This is a genomic window from Microbulbifer maximicatervae (SeqCode) (assembly GCF_052467385.1).
Map to the genome: position 1 here is coordinate 4,835,550 of NZ_CP174311.1, position 18,438 is coordinate 4,853,987.

Here is an 18,438-nt window from a genome sequence, read left to right on the forward strand (position 1 = left end):
GTTGAATCAGGTGGGCCGCTATACTATCAGGCTTTTGCCGGTTGCCGCTGCGAATCTCCGACTCTCAGGATGTTATCGATGCTCAAAAAACGACTCTCTCTATTAACCATCACCATCGGTGCCACCGCACTGTTACTGGGCTGTGGCCAAAAAGGTCCTCTCTATCTTCCACAGGACCCCGCCATGCCCGCCTCCAATATTCCAGGTGGCCCGCCGGAGACAGTACCCACCAGTGGTGCAGCACAACCCGGCGAGCCCGGCTCTGCAGCAGAGCAAGCGGTGGAAACCGTTGATGAAATTGAATCTGAAGACGGCTATGGGCCCGACTTTGATATCGATGACACCATTGAGACCGGCCCGACTATCGAAGTCGACGACGAATCGGGCACAGCGGATGACTCCAATGTCGAGGAAGATTTAGAAGAGTAAGAACCGGCCATATGAGAGAGTTTAGTTATCGCGACGGTAGCCTGTGGGCTGAGCAGGTTTCACTGGAACAAATAGCTGAGAATTTCGGCACCCCCACTTATGTCTACAGCCGCGCACACTTTGAACGGCAATATCGGGATTACGCCGAGGCCCTCGGCAATCGCCCCGGCCTAATCTGCTACGCAGTGAAAGCCAACAGTAACCTGGGCATTCTGTCAGTGCTGGCACAGCTGGGGGCGGGCTTTGATATTGTTTCCGGCGGGGAACTTGAGCGAGTGCTGCTCGCCGGCGGCGACCCATCGCGAATCGTATTTTCCGGAGTGGGTAAAACCTCAGAGGAAATGCGGCGCGCTCTGGAGGTTGGAGTGCACTGCTTCAATATTGAATCAGAAGCGGAAATTAACCGACTTGAGCGCGTGGCCGCAGAGTGTGGCAAGACCGCCCCAATTTCCATCAGGGTCAATCCCGATGTGGATGCCCAAACCCACCCCTATATTTCCACCGGTCTCAAAGAAAATAAATTTGGCATCGCCATAGACAAGGCGATCGAGGTTTATCAGCGCGCGGCGGATTCCGAGCACCTGAAAATTACCGGTGTGGACTGCCATATCGGTTCCCAGCTCACCGAAGTCGCCCCCTTCCTAGATGCACTCGATCGCCTGCTGGTTCTTATCGATCAGCTCGCCGAGTTAGGAATTACCCTGGAGCACCTGGATCTGGGCGGAGGCCTCGGCGTGCGCTATCGGGGTGAAGAACCACCCCCTGTCGGGGACTACTTGGCGGAGGTCCACAAGCGTATCGGCGAACGCAATTTATCCCTGATTCTCGAACCCGGCCGTTCCATTGCCGCCAACGGCGGCGCCCTGCTGACCCGGGTCGAATACCTGAAGCGTACCGAAGAACACAACTTCGCTATCGTCGACGCCGCCATGAATGACAACCTGCGTCCGGCCCTTTACCAGGCATGGCAGGATATTGTGCCAGTGACACCGGACGAGAGTGAAAGTACCCTGTGGGATATTGTCGGTCCGGTATGCGAAACGGGTGACTTCCTGGGTAAAAACCGCTCCCAATCTCTGCGAGAGGGGCAACTGTTAGCCATGTTGTCGACCGGTGCCTACGGTTTCACCATGAGTTCCAATTACAACAGCCGCTGTCGCGCTGCTGAAGTACTTGTGGATGGCGACAAAACTTACCTGGTGCGTGAGCGGGAGACTTTTGCCGACTTGGTTCGCGGTGAGACCACTGTCCCCAAAAAAGCCTGATCAGCTACTTGCATCGCAGTGGGGTCCATTTTTCAGCCCGGGCCCCAAACCGCAGCTAACGCCGCGGAAAATCAGTACGAACAGAGAAATGGAATGCGCGTTAAATTCAGCAAGATGCATGGGCTCGGCAACGATTTCGTGATGCTCGACGGCGTCAGCCAAAAAATTAAACTGACCCCGGAAAAAACTCGTCGCCTGGCAGACCGCTGCCTCGGCGTGGGCTGCGACCAGGTACTGCTGGTGGAGCCGCCCCGCACACCCGAGGCGGATTTTCGCTATCGCATATTTAACGCCGATGGCAGCGAAGTGGAAAATTGCGGCAATGGCGCCCGATGCTTTGCCCGCTTTGTACGTGAACGCCGCCTTACCGGTAAGAAAAATATCCAGGTAGAAACTGCCGCCGGTTTACTGCACCTGAGAGTGCTGGACGGGGATCAGGTTAGTGTCGATATGGGGGCACCGGTCCTCGAGCCCCAAAAAGTACCTTTTTCCGCCGATCGCCGTGCAGAGTCCTATCCCCTGGAAGTGGACGGGGAGACCTTCACCATTGGTGCTGTATCCATGGGAAACCCCCACGCGATTCTGCTGGTGGAAGATATCACTTCCGCACCGGTAGAAAGACTCGGGCCCCTAATTGAACGCCATCCGCGGTTCCCGCAAAAGGTCAACGCTGGCTTTCTGCAAGTGGATACACGCACCGAAGCCCAGCTCAGGGTATTTGAGCGCGGGGTTGGCGAAACTCGTGCCTGTGGCACCGGCGCCTGTGCTGCCATGGTATACGCTCGCCTGCGAAACCTGGTGGATGACAAAGTCCAAATTCAGCTCCCAGGTGGCACACTGACAATTCACTGGAGCGGACCCGGCCAGCCAGTTACTATGACCGGGCCCGCAACCACGGTTTTTCACGGGCAGATTATTCTCTAAACAATTGTCCGGGTATTTGGCAGTAAACCCGCCACAAGCGGGTACGGGATAACTCAGAGAGCAGAACGCTTCGCCACATCAGTTGTCCGATGCCCCATCCCCGTGCCAGAAAAAGCAAACACAATGGAACACACAGACGCCAATCAGCCCCCCGAAGAGATTGCCGGCGACACTCACAAGGAAACCCAGCGTGACGATAAACTGCTGGCACGGCAGGTAGCCCGCTACCTGATTCAAAACCCGGAGTTCTTTGAAGAGCGCATGGAACTGCTGGAAACTATCAAGTTGCCGCGGGAAAATGGCAAGACCGTGTCGCTGATGACCCACCAAACGAATTTGCTGCGTGAGCGCAATATCGAAATGCGCCAGCGCCTCGACCAGCTCTTGCACAACGCCCGGGACAACGACCAGTTATTTTTCAATAGCCGCCGACTTATCCTTGAACTGCTGGAAGCTGAAAATATCGGCGAAGTCACAGAAGCTCTCTACGCCAGTTTCGCCGCTGACTTCAATGTTGAGTTCACCAGCCTGACTCTGTTCGAGCCATTATCTGCCCCCCGCCAAAGCCTGGGACAAGTTCAGACCAGCACATTTTCCGATGCCGAGACGGCAATTGGCGGAATAATTCGTAACGGCCGCCCCATCTGTGGTGTTTTGCGCCAGCGGGAAAAAGAGTTCCTATTTGCGGAAAAAGCGCAATATATCGCTTCAGCTGCCGTAGTTCCTTTGGGCAATCAACTTGGCACCCTAGCGGTAGGCTCTGCTGATCCCCAGTACTACCGGTCTAGCCTGGGCACTTTATTCCTATCCTATATCGGCGAAGTCCTGGAGCGCCTGCTACCGAAACTGCTCAATCGGTAAAAGCTCTGAGAGGCTGAGAGGGGTTTGGCCAACTGTCACTCCTCCTGCTGGAGGAGCAACAGCGACCAGAGAGATTAGATAGGGCGGCTGCCGTATTTTGGCTGCGGTTTGCGCGGGGGGTCGGCGGTAACTTCTGGATCAACTTCACTAATCGCGCCGCCACCGGCGAGAAACTCCTCTACATCGGAACTTAACTGGCTTCTGGCGCGCTGGCGAGAGGTGATACTGCGTTCTTCTGCAAATTCCTCGGAGTCCTTGCTGCGAGAGTTCTTACCCTGATCTTCATAACCATCTTTCATAGCTAAAACCCTGTAACCTTTACTCCTGTTACAGAGGGAGTACCTCTGTGCCGCCCCTTTCCCGCGGCATCTACAAAACTGACAACCACTTTTCAGTGGCGATCCCCTACCGCGTCAATAGCGGCGATTAATTTATAGGCAGTTCCCCACCCCCGTGCCAGTATCACAAGGAGGAGGCTGTAGAGTTTTTTGTTGGGAAATGAAATGGGAATATTTCAGTTAGTTATGCAGATTTTTGCGCCTGCACCGGTAGCAGGTATTTCAAGCTAAATAGATAACAAAGATCGAAGGCGAGATAGTGGGACTTATCAGAAGTGCGTATAAAGCCCCTTGCGGGGCTTATGATACTCAATCGCTACGTTATGAAAGAGTTATCAAACAGGTTACACAGCTTCGCTACCGGTTTCACCGGTACGGATACGAATGACTTCTTCGAGAGCTGTGATAAAGATTTTGCCGTCACCAATTTTGCCGGTTTGCGCCGCCTTGGTGATTGCCTCAACAGCGGAGTCCACCATCTCATCATCAACAGCGAGTTCCAATTTTACTTTCGGTAGGAAGTCCACCACATATTCGGCGCCACGATAAAGTTCTGTATGGCCTTTTTGACGCCCAAAACCTTTTACCTCGGTGACGGTCATTCCTTGCACGCCCACTTCAGACAGGGCAGTGCGTACATCATCCAATTTGAAGGGCTTTACTACAGCCGTAATCAATTTCATCTTGAGTATTTCCCCTGATTCGTCCTCGTCGAGAGAACCTTACCCAGGCCACTGCCCCGCCTATGGGGCAGCACCGACACTGTTAACTTACTTGTTCATAAATTCCGGGTAAGCTTCCATTCCGCATTCGGTCAAGTCAACACCCTCTTGCTCCTCATCTTCGCTCACACGGATACCAGTGACGAGCTTGAGCAGGTACCACACTGCAAATGAACTGACGAATACCCAGCCAAAGATGGTCAGTGCACCAATCAATTGCCCGCTGAAACTGGAATCATTGTTAGTCACGGGTACCAATAGCAAACCGAGCAAGCCGACAACGCCGTGTACAGAGATAGCGCCCACCGGATCATCAATTTTCAGCTTATCCAGGGTGATGATAGAGAAGACCACCAACACACCGGCGATCATACCGAAGAGGGTTGCCTGCAATGCAGTCGGGGTCGAAGGCTCCGCAGTAATTGCTACCAGACCTGCCAGGGCACCATTGAGCAACATGGTCAGATCAGCTTTACCGAACAGGATACGGGCGGTGATCAGTGCAGCAATAGCACCACCGGCAGCAGCGGTATTGGTATTAACAAAGACCATGGCTACGGAGTGTGCACTGGCAGCATCGCCTAGCTTCAGCACCGAGCCGCCGTTGAAGCCAAACCAGCCCATCCACAGGATAAAGGTACCCAGGGTTGCCAACGGCAAGTTAGCACCGGGAATGGCATACACTTGGCCGTTGGGGCCGTATTTGCCTTTGCGCGCGCCCAATAGCAGGACACCAGCAAGCGCAGCCGCTGCACCCGCCATATGCACGATACCGGAACCGGCAAAATCAGAGAAACCGAGATCGCCCAAGTTATACAGGCCGAAAACCTCTTTACTACCCCAAGTCCAGGCACCTTCCAGTGGATAGATGAAACCGGTCAAAACTACTGCAAAGGCCAGGAAGCTCCACAGCTTCATACGCTCGGCAACCGCACCGGACACAATGGACATGGCGGTAGCTACAAAAACCACCTGGAAGAAAAAGTCTGAAGCTCCGGAATAAACGGAGTCACCTTCAAAACCATTTTCTGCAGAATCGCTGAGGACGCCTTCCAGACTAAACGCCTCAATACCGGACAATGCCCAGCCACCATCGTACATAATGGCGTAGCCAGTCAGCAGATACATAATGCAGGCAATCGCAAACAGGGCCACATTCTTGGTGAGAATTTCCGTGGTATTTTTGGAGCGCACCAAGCCGGCTTCCAGCATGGAAAAGCCGGCGGCCATCCACATTACCAAGGCGCCGCACATCAGAAAGTAAAAAGTATCAATTGCATACTGCAATTGAAAAATTTGGTTCTCCATATTCCTCTCCGTTCAAATCTGGATATTTATTAAAATTATGTTTTCGGTTTTTAATTAAATTGCTGCATTACCGGTTTCTCCGGTACGTATGCGCACGACCTGCTCAAGCTCTGCGACAAATATTTTTCCGTCACCGATCTTGCCACTCTGCGCGCTGGAACCAATTGCTTCGATAACCGCATCCAGTTGCGAATCCGCCACCGCTATTTGCAGCATGGTTTTCGGAAGAAAATCCACCACATACTCTGCGCCGCGATACAATTCCGTATGCCCTTTTTGGCGACCAAAGCCCTTCACTTCAGTGACCGTTACACCATTAACCCCCGACTCCCGCAGGGCATCTCTCACAGCATCCAGCTTGAAGGGTTTAATGATTGCAGTGATTAATTTCATGGTATTCCCCTAAAGAAAAACGAGCCCTCGCATTAACGAAGGCCCTTTTGTATTACCAGGTATAAGTCGCGCCAGCGAGCAATGTAGGTTCGCACCAGTCGGTCTCGTAGCACTCTTTATCGCTGACATCGGTGCCCACGAAAGAAGCGCTCAGGCTCAAGTCGCCAAATTCTTTACTGAGGGAAACGGAGTAATCGATATAGGAATCAGATCCATCGAGAAAACCTTCTTCTTCTTCAAAGAGGTTTAATCCCAGATGTAGATCGAGAGAAAGATCTGAGGGAAGAGCGAAACTATATTCCGCATAAGGGTAATAAAATTCACCGGTATCCGCCCAATAATCATCGGAATAGGCAAACCCCAACGTTAAGTCTGAAAAACTCAGGCTGCCGTATATTTCCTGATAATCTTCATCTTCACTTCCACCGTGATAGGCGTAATAAATGTAGCCAACATCAAAGCTAACGCTGTCATTGATATCCGCACTATAACCGCCGTAAAAATCCTGTTCGTAGTCGGTTTGATCAGTCTCGTAATCAAAATCCACTTGGGATGCCCAGGTGCCAATATAAATGCCGTTTCCAAAATCGACATCGACACCCCCCTGTAATGCGGGGCCTCCATCAGTCTGGCTAATACCACGAAATCTATAGTCAGAAACAAGACCTACATTGGCACTAATGCTGGGACCGCCCTCGGCAGCCATCGATAAATTTGCAGCGCCCAGTGCGAGAACGGCACCGGTGACGAGAGTGGCAACTTTATACATTTTATTTTCCACTTTAATCCTCCAAGGCTTTTGAAGCTGTTTTTTCGAGTGCTTTTATGGCGCCGCCTGCAATCAGTCCTTCACTGTCGGGTGTGACAGAGGGTCGCTTGCGTCTCGTGAACTGCTACTTTCCCAGACTCCCAATGATCGTTAATGGGACACCTGCACAGATTGTTTGCAGACTTGATGCCAACACTGCAACCGCAAGCAAAATCAATAAGTTAGGAGTAATTGAATTAGTAAAATTCGTACGAATAGAAACTCGGAGGCAAAGTGTTGCACCAACATGGAACTACCTTTCTTCCTTTGCACTGAAGTGGGGAGGTAAAGATTAAGGTGCGCTCAGAACGGTGCGCTGTTAGGCTGCTTTTTCCAAAAAATGCACTGGGTTACAATCCCGTGCTATTCATATCCATCTTATTTAGCGAGGAAATGCCCGTGGCAGCAGATAAACTGCAACAGCTGCTGAAAGAGCTACAACAACAGGGCGCCGTGGTGACCAGTGACCTGCGCAGTGCTCTGGAGGTATCACTGGATAAATTGCCATTGGTCTCCCAGCGAGAGTTCGACACCCAGGTGGAGATACTGCGCCGGACCCGGGAAAAGCTGGCACGACTCGAAGATAAGGTCGAAATGCTGGAGCAAGCCCTGGCGCAGCGAGACAGCGCCGCCAAGGACTAAGCCCAGGGAGCCACTTCAAGGATGAAATCGTGAGCCTCTCAGTCACCTACTCCCGAGCTCAGCTCGGGGTCTCTGCACCTCTGGTTACCGTAGAAACCCACCTGGCAAATGGACTCCCTGCTTTTCATATTGTGGGTTTACCGGAAGCGGCGGTGCGGGAGAGCCGCGACCGTGTGCGCAGCGCCCTAATCAACAGCCATTTCGACTTCCCCCAGCGCCGTATTACCGTCAACCTCGCCCCCGCCGACTTACCCAAGGAAGGTGGCCGCTACGATCTGGCCATCGCCATCGGTATTCTCAGCGCCTCGGGACAGGTTCCCACCGAAACGCTGGAACGTTATGAATTTATTGGCGAGCTAGCACTCACTGGCGCCTTGCGGGAAGTAAGTGGTAGCTTACCGGCAGCCGTAGCCTGCACCAATGAAGACCGTAAACTCATTGTGCCTAGGGAAAACGGTGCGGAAGCCGCGCTGGCTACCGGCGAAGTCAGCATTGCCAACTCCCTGCTGGAAGTTTGCGCCGAACTTCATGGGCGTGAATCTATGCCCAAAGCTGTTGCAGAGCCTATTGCCGAAGAGCACCTGTGCGCAGACTTGGCCGATGTGCGCGGCCAACTAAAGGCCCGCCGCGCGCTCGAAGTAGCAGCAGCCGGCGGCCACAATCTGCTTTTTTACGGCCCTCCCGGCACCGGCAAAACCATGTTGGCCAGCCGCCTGCCAGGTATATTGCCCCCGCTGACAACTGAAGAGTCATTAGAAGTAGCGAGCGTTTACTCCAGCGCAGGCCTACCTCACCAGAGCCTGCGCCCTTTCAGGGCCCCGCACCACAGCGCCTCACCAACAGCACTGGTCGGTGGTGGCAGCACCCCAAGGCCCGGTGAGATATCCCTCGCACACCGGGGAGTCCTTTTCCTCGATGAAATGCCCGAATTTCCCAGGCACGCTCTGGAGATACTGCGGGAACCTCTGGAGAATGGTGAAGTGCGAATCTCCCGCGCTCGAGCCCAAGTCACCTACCCCGCCCACTTTCAGCTGGTCGGGGCTATGAACCCTTGCCCTTGTGGCTATTTAGGCGAACCCCGCTGTCGCTGTACCCCAGACCAGATAGATCGATATCGTAACAAGCTCTCAGGCCCTCTGCTGGATCGTATCGATATGCAGGTAGAGGTGGGCGCTATGAATGCTGTGCAATTACAGGACTCAGCTCCCGGAGAAACTTCCGATGCCGTGAGAGAGAGAGTTTGTGCCGCACGCCAGCAACAAATACAGCGGCAAGGTAAGACAAATAACCTGTTAAAAGGCGCAGAGCTGGAAAAGCACTGTGCCTTGGGGGAAAAGGAAAAGCACCTCTTACGACAGTCGGTGGAAAAACTGGGGCTATCCGCGCGTAGTTACCATCGGGTCCTTAAAGTAGCCCGAACCTTGGCAGACCTTGCTAATTCTGAACGTATAAGCACAACTCAAATTGCTGAAGCTTTGGCGTACCGCAATCTGGACAGGCGCCAAACGGCTACGGCATAACTTGCCTATATGAACACTTACACATCCCGAGGAATCTATTCCGGTCTCGATACCTTTATTCGTAAGCTGAGGTGGATACTCAATATCAGCTCATGAAGTAATTTAAATTAGGATCCCGACTATAAGACCCCATTTCCAAAACATGGAGCACTTTACGCCCCAAATATTGTGCACCTTGTTCACGTCCCCCAACCCCATAAGGAAAGATCACATCGCTTAAAAAATTCCTCAGGTGCGCCAGATAATTAAATTGGAAAGTCCCAATATTTGGATCAAAAAATATCAAATTTTCAAGATCCAAGGCCATAGTATGCGAATGAAAACTTCGAGTGGAAATTATTCGAAATTGATTTATATCTGGCCCCTGACAGCAGTAATCACCAACCCAATTTCTAAGTCTATTGACATATTCTTTACGGGGCATATTTCCTACGAAACCGTGAGTATTCATCCACAAATGGGCATCCTTCATCTGAGTATTCGCAGCTTTTGTGGCATTAAATAATTCTATTGCCGGTGAAAGAGCATCAGCAATAACTCTCTTATTCTGCCTGACCATAGGGCCTAGATAGTCCCTGTTTTTAATTTGCCCCATAAGCCAATAAAGTGCTAGTGCTATACATATACCATCTCCAACTCCCCTTTTAGTGAGTACAGTGTGAATTTTACTTCCAGGGGATTGTGAAAACTCAACAACTCTAATACAACCCCGAGCTCTTGCTGCTAAGATAACTCTTTCTATAATTCTGCGAGTATCTCTTGCAGTTCTATTCATCCATAAAGGCATATTTATCCTCACCCAGTAAAAGCTTCGATCATCATTCAACAAATTGTTACAACCCAATTTGTCGACAACTTTTCGTCCGATTGCATGTACATGAACAATTAACCTTCATCCTACAGTGAGGCTTTACTGTATTTTTGATTTTTCTTGCTACTTCTCCCCCTAGTGATTTCAGTATTTTATAAACCCAGCCCGCTTAAAATAGGCCTGTATTCATTCCCATTAATCATTGCAATTATTGATATGGCGATCAGTTGACATAATCACCCAAATAGTTATCATGGTAATCATCGCTATGTAAAGGCACTATATGTATGAACAAGCATCTATTCATTATTGCCAAGATTTCCCCCAAGGCTGAATTCTTCATACAAGCCAAGCAGGCCATCCTGTCCATAGTGGCTAATACATTGGAGGAAGAGGGCTGCCTGAAGTTTGCAGTACACGAGGACGGGGAAAACTTGTTTTTATACGAGGAGTGGCGCAGTCAGGAAGATCTCGATAAGCATTACACTATGCCCTACATCACCCCGATATTCGAAGCCTATAAAGAGTGGCTAAAAGAGCCTGTGGAGATCAATAAACTGGAGAGGTTAGCTTAATATCCTTATGTTTTTTCTCAAAGAACTTCCCTCACAACAGATGGTTGAGGGATATTCCAAGCGATTTTCTGTAAAAGATCCCGCTGCCGTTCAGGGCGCCCTTACCATGATGCGGGATGCGAGTCTGTTATTGCGGGAGCTGGAGGGGTATTTTTCTGAACACGGAACCTCCCAGCTGCGCTTCCTGGTAATGATCGTTATCGACCGGGAGCCTCAAAGAGATAGTTTGCTGGCTTCAGAAATCGCAGAGCGCATCGATGTTTCTCGACCGGTAATGACGCGAACCCTCAAAAGTATGGTGGAAGATGAGCTCATCGTTATGGAAGCAGACTCCAGCGATGGTAGGGCAAAATGTGTAGCACTATCCAAGAGTGGAAAACAATTTTTACAGAAAATCTTACCCGGGTATTTTAAGACAATTTCTAAATTTATGGAGGAATTGAACAAATGAAGAAACCGATACTGCACGCCCTGTGCATCTGGGCATTGGTTTACCCTATTGTCACTCTATTACTTCTAGGGATGCGGGCACTGGAATTGCAAATTGCAATTAGTTTAAAAGCGCTAATAATGACCGTTATTCTGGTCCCACTAATGTATTTCTATCTTGTGCCAAAGGTGCATCAATTTTTGGCCCGGCATTAATATGCCGAGCCATGTTTTGTAGCGCAAATATCTAGTCAGCAGGATCTTTCTCAGCTTCCAGCTTTTCACTTAATTTTGCTTTCGCTTTCTCTGCATATTGATGACAGCTTACTGATTTTTTCTGTATAGCTTTGTTTTTAAACTCCCAACCGCTGGCAGGTGCATGAGGGGTAAGTAGTAAATCACAAGGTAAATCCCGCACACGGGCAAAGCTTGTGCGGAAGTCCTCTAAGATATTGGGATAGCGGCGGTTATCAATCAGTTGGTAACCGGGCGCTGTAAGGCTATCCACATAAGCTATATCTTTAGTTTTACCATCAACTTTGTCTTCCCAGGTCCAGGCCATACTGCCTGGTGTATGGCCTGGGATAAAATGTACGCGTAGACGCAAATCCCCTAGAACCACTTGCTCGCCATCGTGCAGGATACGATCCGCCTTTATTGGCGGATATAAAAGTTCGTCGGCAAAATGAATATCATTGGCACCACCGCGAGCCATTAACACCGCTGACTCGGCATTGGTTACTACCTGTGCACCAGTTACGCGTTTTAGCTCGGCTAAGGAACCTACATGGTCTGCATGGGCCTGACTGTGCAAGATTAACTTGAGATCCGAGGGGGCGACTCCCAATCTGCGCATATTCTCCAATAAATGCTCAGCCGTTTGTTCCATGCCACCGTCAATTAGAATTGATCCCTCTTTGCCTTTTAACAACAGTGAGGTAATTCCCTCGGTACCTATTTGCCACGTGTTACCTGCAATCTTTAGAGGCGCTACTGGCTGACGCCAGGATTCTGGTACTTTGTAGGTTTCCAGTTGTGGTAAGACAGCATAGTTTTCCGCTGCCGAAAAACTGGAATAAGCTGCCATTACTATTGCGGCTAATTGGATTCTTATATTCATTGATCAGTCTCAACTTTTACCGGCACCAGAGATACACCCGGGAGCTCCATTTAGTGCAGTCTTTTTGATCCATCCAGAAATTCTTTCAAAGACTTCTCCCCGGTGATTTACGCCATCCCTATCTGTCATATAGTGATCGTAACCGGAGTACTCCCAATAAGTCAGCTCACAACGTCCGGCTGATACATAGGCATCTCGTGCTGCTCGGCCGGAACTGACCGGGGCAGATTTATCTTCTGTGCCCTGGATCAATAATATGGGGGCATGGCTGTTCAATAAATCGTTGACCGGTACCCGATCGACGACATCGGCCCACCAACGCATAGAGTTTCCACCCCAGACTTCCGCGCTTTCTGGGTTAGCTCGGGCATAGGCGAGTTTGGCATCTACCTCTTTAGCTACGTGGGGCGGAACCAAGCTCTTTAGCACTTGAGCAAAGGATTCCCCCAATCCACTTGAAAAGACCACTGCCGCATCGGGATTTAGCCTCGGCGCCAGTCGTGCAACAAGATCACCACCTTCGGAACCGCCGAACAAGACCAGCTTGCCATTCCACCAATCAGCCCCGCGCAGTTCGTCGACAATCTGCTCTACATCTACCGCACGCTGCTCAACGGTATGGTTAGCTACATACTCTTTTGAACAATCTTTAAATTGCTCTTCCGGGCTGTCAGAGTGAGTTACACCATATTTTTCTACCACTAAAACAACATATCCTGCCGCTAACTCTTTAGCCTGCTGGATAGTAGTATTTTTAACAGCAGGTAGGCAGCCAGATCCCTGGGCTATCAGGAACAAGCCATATTTCCCTTTAGCCGATGGTTGCTCTAAAGACCAGTAAAGCGTTGATCCATCAGGGCGTTTACTGACTTTAAGTAGAGGTTCGGCGGACACGCCGATATGCAAAGTCGCTAGCAGAAAACCAGTTGCCGTTATAAAGGCCGATTTAAGAAAACCCATAGCGAGAACTCCCTGCCCTCACCTGAAATTAATGGTGGGGCTATATTTGCTTGGTTATTGTTGAAGAGGGGGGGTGAACCTCATATTCATCCCCTCTCCGAACCCAAGAAAAAGTAATGGTTCCCGAGCTAACTGAAGCTAATCACATCAAGATTTTTTCCAATCATCAGCACTTAAGCGATAAAGGCAGTGCCGCTGTAGATGGCTTTCGCTGGGGACCAGTGGATGTTCAAAGACGAGAGAATCCCGCCGCATACCCAGTCGCTCCATCACCCGCTGGGAACGAAGGTTTTGTAGTGCAGTAAAGGAAACGACTTCGCTGAGATTCAGGGTATTAAAAGCTACATCCAAAGATGCTTGTGCAGCTTCACTGGCATAGCCTTTTCCCCAATGGGGAAAGGCCAAGCGCCAGCCAATCTCTACCGCTGGAGTGAAGGGCAAATCTTCGGTCACATTTTTCATACCGACAAATCCGAGAAACTCGTTGGTGTCTCTCAGCTCCAAGGCCCAAAAGCCCCAGCCGTACTTCTCAATATGCGCAATACTGCGATCCACACCGGCATCACTCTGCTGTCGCGTCAGCAATGAGGGGAAAAACTCCATCACCCTTGGGTCGGCATTCATTTCCGCGAATACAGGCTTATCTTCCGCTCGCCACTGGCGCAGCTGTAAGCGTTCGGTCGTGGGTTGTATTAATTCAGGCATGAAATATTCGCGCTATTCAATATTTTGTTTCTGCTGAAAATCTACAGACGGTGCGACCATAAAATCGCACTGATCCAGCCATTTTCGCTGCCCTGGATAAGCCGCTTCCTCAAAACCCAATTTCTGGTAGAGAGTCCGTGCCGCTAGATTAGTACGCAGGACAAATAAAGAGCACTCGATTGCATCCAGGGCTCTGGCTCCTGTTTGTGCAAGCTGTACTACCAGCGCACGCCCTAATCCGGCTCCGCGATGATTGGGAGAGACAATTAGGCGACTTAGGTGGCAACGACCCAGGTGTTGGTAATACTGCCCAAAAGCCAGCACATCACCGCTGCTGTCCTGAAGTGCGTAGCTGGGCAACTCCGGCCAACGACAATCCTCCAAGAAGGACCTCCCCTCGAACGGAAACCTGAAATCAGGACCACCCCACTGTTGGCACTGCTCCCTATCAGGTAGCCAAGACATCAATGTTGGGAATTGCCACTCTTCCATTGGCTTCAGTCTCAAATTATCCACGGCAATTCTCCTTAAAGTTACTTGCGACTCTTTGCCAGCCATCTATCTAACTGATCGGCAAAAGCTTTGCGGTCCGCCTGGCTAAGGGCCGGTGGTCCGCCGGTATGCACGCCGCTGGAGCGTAGGGTATCCATAAAGTCCCGCATATTCAGACGCGCGCGGATATTGGCCTTGGTATAGCGCTCCCCACGGGGGTTAAGGGCTTCAGCACCCTTGTTCGATCACCTCTGCTGCCAGTGGGATATCGCTAGTAATAATCAGGTCCCCCGCCTCGCAGCGCTGCACTATCTCGTTATCCGCCACATCAAAACCCGCTGTCACTTGCACGGAGCGAATATAGCGCGACGGCGGCACCCGCACCGCTTGGTTGGCCACCAAAGTCAGTTCTGTGGCTGTGCGCTCAGCGGCGCGAAACAGGATTTCCTTGATGGCGACTGGGCAGGCGTCGGCATCGACCCAGAGTTTTGTCATGGCTATACAACCTTTTCGAGCGTATCGGGCGGTGCACCCTCATCGCATTTCTTGCAATTGAGCTGGAATCCCAGCATGGACTCGCGCCCTTGTTCAGTGATCACCCAGGGCCGGTTGGTCCAGGGAGGATTGTGGCGTACATGTTGGAAGTGGCCACAGGCGAGCTCCGCCACCCAGTGATTCTCTTCATCCAGGTGGTAGCCGGCGATGGGTTGTTGCATGGGGTTACACAAGCAGGGAATAAGGCGCAGTTATAGCCAATCCCAAGGGCAAAGTATACGTGTGGCCGGTGGTTCGCACTGGTACTGGGATGATTCGAGCCAAGACTGCTAGAATCTCCCGCTTTTCCGCGACGCGAAGATGCAGCCCCATCTATGACCCAGCTCAATCCCCGCCAATCCGAAGCCGTGAAGTATGTCGATGGCCCCTGCCTGGTACTGGCCGGCGCCGGCTCCGGCAAGACCAGCGTAATTACCCGCAAGATCGCCTACCTGATCGAGCAGTGTGGCTACGCCGCGCGCAATATCGCCGCCCTCACCTTCACCAACAAGGCGGCACGGGAGATGAAAGAGCGGGTCAGCAAACTGCTGGCAGGCCCGGATGGCAAGCGCTCCAAGGCGAGTCACGGTCTCACCGTATCCACCTTTCACAACCTTGGGCTGAATATCCTGCGTAAGGAATACCGCGCCGCCGGCTTTAAGCCCGGTTTCTCCATCTTCGATGCGGAAGACGCCCACGCCCTGATCAAGGAGCTGATGCTCAGGGATGGCGACCTGGATACAGACCTGTTGGATCGGGTACAAAACCAGATCTCCAACTGGAAGAACGATATGCTCACCCCGCGCCGTGCCCTAGAGCAGGCACAGAGCCCCGGCGAGCAGGCCATCGCCATTGCCTACGATCGCTACTGTGAAGCCCTCAAGGCCTACAATGCCGTCGACTTCGACGACCTGATCCTGCTGCCGGTACAGTTGTTCGACAAAGATCCAGAGTTGCTGCAACGCTGGCGCAAAAAGATTCGCTACCTGCTGGTGGACGAATATCAGGACACCAACAACTCCCAGTACCTGCTGGTGAAGCTGCTAGTGGGCGGGCGCGGCGGCCTCACAGTGGTGGGAGACGATGACCAGTCTATCTACGCCTGGCGCGGCGCGCGCCCGGAGAATATGAGTGCGCTGAAGACCGACTTCCCCAACCTTCGCCTAATCAAACTGGAGCAGAACTACCGCTCCACCAGCCGCATCCTCAAAGTGGCCAACCACCTGATCGCCCACAATCCTCACGAATTCGACAAAGCATTGTGGTCCGATCGCGGTCTGGGTGAGGAGATCCGCGTACTCAAAGTGGCCAATGAAAACGAGGAAGCGGAGCGGGTCGCCAACGAGATTTTTCTGCAAAAGAGCCGTCGCGGCTGCAAGTTTATGGATTTTGCCGTGCTCTATCGCGGCAACCACCAAGCGCGCTTGATCGAAATGAAACTGCAGGAACACCAGGTTCCCTACCAGATGTCCGGCGGTACTTCCTTCTTCGCCCGCGCTGAAATCAAGGATGTGATGGCCTACCTGCGCCTGTTGGTGAATCCGGATGATGACAACGCATTCCTGCGCATTATCAATACCCCGCGTCGCCAAATAGGTACCAGCAGCCTGGAAGCCTTGGGCAACTACGCCAAGGGCCGCGAGATTTCCATGTTCAAAGCCTGCTCGGAACTGGGCTTTAAGGAGCATATCAACGAGCAGGGCTACGAGCGCCTGAATCGCTTCGCCCTGTGGCTCGAAGGGGTACAGCGCAACTGTCGCGATACCACCGCCAATGGTGCCCTGCGTGAAATGCTGGAAGATATCGACTACGCCGGTTGGCTCTCGCAAAACGCCAGCAGCGAGAAGGTGGCCGAGAAGCGCATGGAGAATGTGTATTGGCTGCTGGAGAGCCTCAACAAGATTATGGAGGGCACCGACGATGAGCTGGAGCAGGATATTCGCCTGGAACAGGCCATCTCCAAACTGATCCTGCGGGATATGCTGGAGCGCCAGGAAGAAGAGGAAGCCACCGATAAGGTCAGCCTGATGACCCTGCACGCCGCCAAGGGCCTGGAATTCCCCCACGTATTTATGATCGGTATGGAAGAGAACTTACTTCCCCACCGCAACAGTATTGAAGACGACAATATCGAAGAGGAGCGCCGCCTCACCTACGTAGGCATTACCCGCGCCCAGCGCACCCTCACCATGACTTTGGCAGGCAAGCGCAAACAGTTCGGCGAAACCCAGGACACCACGCCCAGCCGCTTTATTGACGAATTGCCAGAAGAAGATGTGTTGTTGGAAGGGTTTGGTAAGGCGACGCCGGAGCAGAATCAGGCGAAGGGAGAGGAAACTTTGGGGTCGTTGTTGAGTATGTTTGATTAATTTCTTATTGATTAAATATTTTCAAATATTGCCGTAACTGCAAAAACAGATACTAAAAACAAAAAAGGCCGCTCAATGAGCGGCCTTTTTCCAATAGTGAAACAGCTTACTTGCTGTTATCCACCATGTAATTCACAGCAGCTTTGATCTCGTCATCGCTACAGTCCATACACAGGCCTTTGGCCGGCATGGCATTGATACCGTTAATGGCATTGTTGTAGAGAGTGTCCATGCCCTTGGCAATGCGGGGTGCCCAAGCTGCGGCATCACCGAATTTAGGCGCACCTGCAACACCCATTGCGTGACAAGTCTGGCAGCTTGCATTGTAGATATCCTGACCACTGCGAGCAGCGCCGCCGCTAGCACCCTCAGGAGCTGCCGCTACTGCCGCTGCACACTCTTCACCTTTCATGCAGGTTTCACCTGCCGGAGCAATTCGCTCTGCGATTTCTTCATTAACAGACTGCTGGGCCACTGCCGTAGCCGCACTGACGGCCAATGCCGCCACAATACCCAAAATACGCTTCATCATATTCCCCCAAAAGGACCGAAGTGAGTTGGCCCACAAACGTTCAAAATATCGTCGCAAACTCCTACGCCGCGCATTATAAGCACTGCGCCGCCACCTGCCAAAGACTATATAAGCCAACAGAATGTCCTTTAACCCGCCCCCCAGCTTCTGTATAATCCGCCTCCCATTGGCACTGATAGCCAATTAAACCGCCCGTAGCTCAGCTGGATAGAGCGTCGCCCTCCGGAGGCGAAGGTCAGAGGTTCGAATCCTCTCGGGCGGGCCATATACAAAAAAAGCCCGCTTATGCGGGCTTTTTTTGTATATGGCTAACTCCCAGGGTTTTGTTCGAACTCAGGTTCGACTCGAAGGCAGCAAAGCTGCCGTAGAGCAGCGAGCCCAAAGGGCGAAGTTAATCCTCCCGCACACCACCCACTCATGCGGGCCTCTTTGTATATGGCTAACCCCCAGGCTTTGTTCGAACTCAGGTTCGACTCGGAGGCAGCAAAGCTGCCGCAGGGCAGCGAGCCCAAAGAGCGAAGCTAATCCTCCAGCACACCACTCGCAGAAGCGGGCTTTTTAATATAGCGAACTCTCTAATTCACAATATTCTATGCAGTCGATCCTATTTATATTCACCTACTTCATGATCTACTTGAACACAGATTCAACTTGGAAGTAACTCAGCGGCTAAAGATTCGCCTACCCACAGGGAGAAACGA

At 51.7% G+C, this 18,438-nt stretch carries 22 protein-coding genes, 1 tRNA gene and 1 pseudogene; 11 read left to right on the forward strand and 13 right to left on the reverse strand.

What is annotated here, in order from left to right; translation table 11 throughout:
* Window positions 1-78: 78 nt before the first annotated feature.
* The 4 genes from lptM (at window position 79) to ACJJIR_RS20655 (ending at window position 3,479) form a co-directional block, all read left to right on the forward strand.
* The gene (lptM, locus tag ACJJIR_RS20640) at window positions 79-429 is read left to right on the forward strand and encodes an LPS translocon maturation chaperone LptM (protein WP_282930330.1); all 351 of its coding nucleotides are present in this window, start codon (window positions 79-81) and stop codon (window positions 427-429) included.
* Between the two features lie 11 nt (window positions 430-440).
* On the forward strand, window positions 441-1,694 hold the full coding sequence (lysA, locus tag ACJJIR_RS20645; RefSeq protein WP_444906654.1) for a diaminopimelate decarboxylase: 1,254 nt from the start codon (window positions 441-443) through the stop codon (window positions 1,692-1,694).
* 93 nt (window positions 1,695-1,787) lie between these two features.
* Window positions 1,788-2,618: a diaminopimelate epimerase gene (gene dapF, locus ACJJIR_RS20650; RefSeq protein ID WP_444892563.1), complete on the forward strand. Its 831-nt coding sequence runs from the start codon at window positions 1,788-1,790 to the stop codon at window positions 2,616-2,618.
* A gap of 123 nt (window positions 2,619-2,741) precedes the next feature.
* On the forward strand, window positions 2,742-3,479 hold the full coding sequence (locus ACJJIR_RS20655) for a DUF484 family protein (RefSeq protein WP_444892562.1): 738 nt from the start codon (window positions 2,742-2,744) through the stop codon (window positions 3,477-3,479).
* 74 nt (window positions 3,480-3,553) lie between these two features.
* On the opposite strand, the gene ACJJIR_RS20660 is transcribed toward ACJJIR_RS20655, so the two are convergent.
* The 5 genes from ACJJIR_RS20660 to ACJJIR_RS20680 all read right to left on the reverse strand — a co-directional run bounded on the left by ACJJIR_RS20660 (window position 3,554) and on the right by ACJJIR_RS20680 (window position 7,009).
* Window positions 3,554-3,778 (reverse strand): hypothetical protein, encoded by a 225-nt coding sequence (locus ACJJIR_RS20660; RefSeq protein ID WP_108731384.1) that lies wholly within the window; start codon window positions 3,776-3,778, stop codon window positions 3,554-3,556.
* 383 nt (window positions 3,779-4,161) lie between these two features.
* Window positions 4,162-4,500: a P-II family nitrogen regulator gene (locus tag ACJJIR_RS20665; protein ID WP_108731383.1), complete on the reverse strand. Its 339-nt coding sequence runs from the start codon at window positions 4,498-4,500 to the stop codon at window positions 4,162-4,164.
* 87 nt (window positions 4,501-4,587) lie between these two features.
* Window positions 4,588-5,847, reverse strand: coding sequence for an ammonium transporter AmtB (gene amtB, locus ACJJIR_RS20670; protein WP_282930335.1), 1,260 nt, complete (start codon window positions 5,845-5,847; stop codon window positions 4,588-4,590).
* Between the two features lie 54 nt (window positions 5,848-5,901).
* Entirely contained in the window at window positions 5,902-6,240 is a 339-nt protein-coding gene (locus ACJJIR_RS20675) for a P-II family nitrogen regulator (RefSeq protein WP_282930336.1), read from the reverse strand.
* A 52-nt stretch (window positions 6,241-6,292) separates the two neighbouring features.
* The gene (locus ACJJIR_RS20680) at window positions 6,293-7,009 is read right to left on the reverse strand and encodes a TorF family putative porin (RefSeq protein ID WP_444906655.1); all 717 of its coding nucleotides are present in this window, start codon (window positions 7,007-7,009) and stop codon (window positions 6,293-6,295) included.
* 432 nt (window positions 7,010-7,441) lie between these two features.
* On the opposite strand from ACJJIR_RS20680, the gene ACJJIR_RS20685 reads away from it, so the two are divergent.
* Window positions 7,442-7,690, forward strand: a complete 249-nt coding sequence (locus ACJJIR_RS20685) for an accessory factor UbiK family protein (protein ID WP_282930338.1) — start codon at window positions 7,442-7,444, stop codon at window positions 7,688-7,690.
* A gap of 29 nt (window positions 7,691-7,719) precedes the next feature.
* Entirely contained in the window at window positions 7,720-9,210 is a 1,491-nt protein-coding gene (locus tag ACJJIR_RS20690) for a YifB family Mg chelatase-like AAA ATPase (protein ID WP_444906656.1), read from the forward strand.
* An 85-nt stretch (window positions 9,211-9,295) separates the two neighbouring features.
* Here ACJJIR_RS20690 and ACJJIR_RS20695 read toward each other — a convergent pair whose 3' ends face one another.
* Window positions 9,296-9,997: a YopT-type cysteine protease domain-containing protein gene (locus ACJJIR_RS20695; RefSeq protein ID WP_444906657.1), complete on the reverse strand. Its 702-nt coding sequence runs from the start codon at window positions 9,995-9,997 to the stop codon at window positions 9,296-9,298.
* A gap of 311 nt (window positions 9,998-10,308) precedes the next feature.
* On the opposite strand from ACJJIR_RS20695, the gene ACJJIR_RS20700 reads away from it, so the two are divergent.
* The 3 genes from ACJJIR_RS20700 to ACJJIR_RS20710 are packed head-to-tail and all read left to right on the forward strand — an operon-like array spanning window position 10,309 to window position 11,241.
* Window positions 10,309-10,596, forward strand: a complete 288-nt coding sequence (locus tag ACJJIR_RS20700; RefSeq protein ID WP_444906658.1) for a putative quinol monooxygenase — start codon at window positions 10,309-10,311, stop codon at window positions 10,594-10,596.
* 7 nt (window positions 10,597-10,603) lie between these two features.
* Window positions 10,604-11,047, forward strand: a complete 444-nt coding sequence (locus ACJJIR_RS20705) for a MarR family winged helix-turn-helix transcriptional regulator (protein WP_444906659.1) — start codon at window positions 10,604-10,606, stop codon at window positions 11,045-11,047.
* Window positions 11,044-11,241, forward strand: a complete 198-nt coding sequence (locus ACJJIR_RS20710) for a putative antibiotic biosynthesis monooxygenase (RefSeq protein WP_444906660.1) — start codon at window positions 11,044-11,046, stop codon at window positions 11,239-11,241. The genes ACJJIR_RS20705 and ACJJIR_RS20710 overlap by 4 nt, the downstream gene beginning before the upstream one ends.
* A 31-nt stretch (window positions 11,242-11,272) precedes the next feature.
* Here ACJJIR_RS20710 and bla read toward each other — a convergent pair whose 3' ends face one another.
* From bla to ACJJIR_RS20740, 6 genes and pseudogenes are all read right to left on the reverse strand, one after another.
* A complete protein-coding gene (gene bla, locus ACJJIR_RS20715) occupies window positions 11,273-12,139 on the reverse strand; it encodes a subclass B3 metallo-beta-lactamase (RefSeq protein WP_444908442.1) in 867 nt (288 codons plus the stop codon).
* 15 nt (window positions 12,140-12,154) lie between these two features.
* A complete protein-coding gene (locus tag ACJJIR_RS20720; RefSeq protein WP_444906661.1) occupies window positions 12,155-13,105 on the reverse strand; it encodes an alpha/beta hydrolase family protein in 951 nt (316 codons plus the stop codon).
* A gap of 147 nt (window positions 13,106-13,252) precedes the next feature.
* Window positions 13,253-13,810: a GNAT family N-acetyltransferase gene (locus tag ACJJIR_RS20725; RefSeq protein ID WP_444906662.1), complete on the reverse strand. Its 558-nt coding sequence runs from the start codon at window positions 13,808-13,810 to the stop codon at window positions 13,253-13,255.
* 12 nt (window positions 13,811-13,822) lie between these two features.
* Window positions 13,823-14,326 carry a GNAT family N-acetyltransferase gene (locus ACJJIR_RS20730; RefSeq protein WP_444906663.1) on the reverse strand — a complete coding sequence of 168 codons (504 nt, stop codon included), beginning with the start codon at window positions 14,324-14,326 and terminating at the stop codon, window positions 13,823-13,825.
* Between the two features lie 17 nt (window positions 14,327-14,343).
* Window positions 14,344-14,797: pseudogene (locus ACJJIR_RS20735) on the reverse strand (YaiI/YqxD family protein).
* Between the two features lie 2 nt (window positions 14,798-14,799).
* Window positions 14,800-15,018 carry a DUF3565 domain-containing protein gene (locus ACJJIR_RS20740; RefSeq protein ID WP_252084134.1) on the reverse strand — a complete coding sequence of 73 codons (219 nt, stop codon included), beginning with the start codon at window positions 15,016-15,018 and terminating at the stop codon, window positions 14,800-14,802.
* Window positions 15,019-15,171: 153 nt separating this feature from the next.
* Here ACJJIR_RS20740 and rep point away from each other — a divergent pair, with 153 nt between their 5' ends.
* Complete coding sequence (gene rep, locus ACJJIR_RS20745; RefSeq protein ID WP_444906664.1) at window positions 15,172-17,205, forward strand: DNA helicase Rep; 2,034 nt, start codon at window positions 15,172-15,174, stop codon at window positions 17,203-17,205.
* Between the two features lie 106 nt (window positions 17,206-17,311).
* Here rep and ACJJIR_RS20750 read toward each other — a convergent pair whose 3' ends face one another.
* Window positions 17,312-17,734 carry a c-type cytochrome gene (locus tag ACJJIR_RS20750; protein ID WP_413665824.1) on the reverse strand — a complete coding sequence of 141 codons (423 nt, stop codon included), beginning with the start codon at window positions 17,732-17,734 and terminating at the stop codon, window positions 17,312-17,314.
* A gap of 191 nt (window positions 17,735-17,925) precedes the next feature.
* On the opposite strand from ACJJIR_RS20750, the gene ACJJIR_RS20755 reads away from it, so the two are divergent.
* Window positions 17,926-18,002, forward strand: a tRNA-Arg gene (locus ACJJIR_RS20755).
* Window positions 18,003-18,438 lie beyond the last annotated feature (436 nt).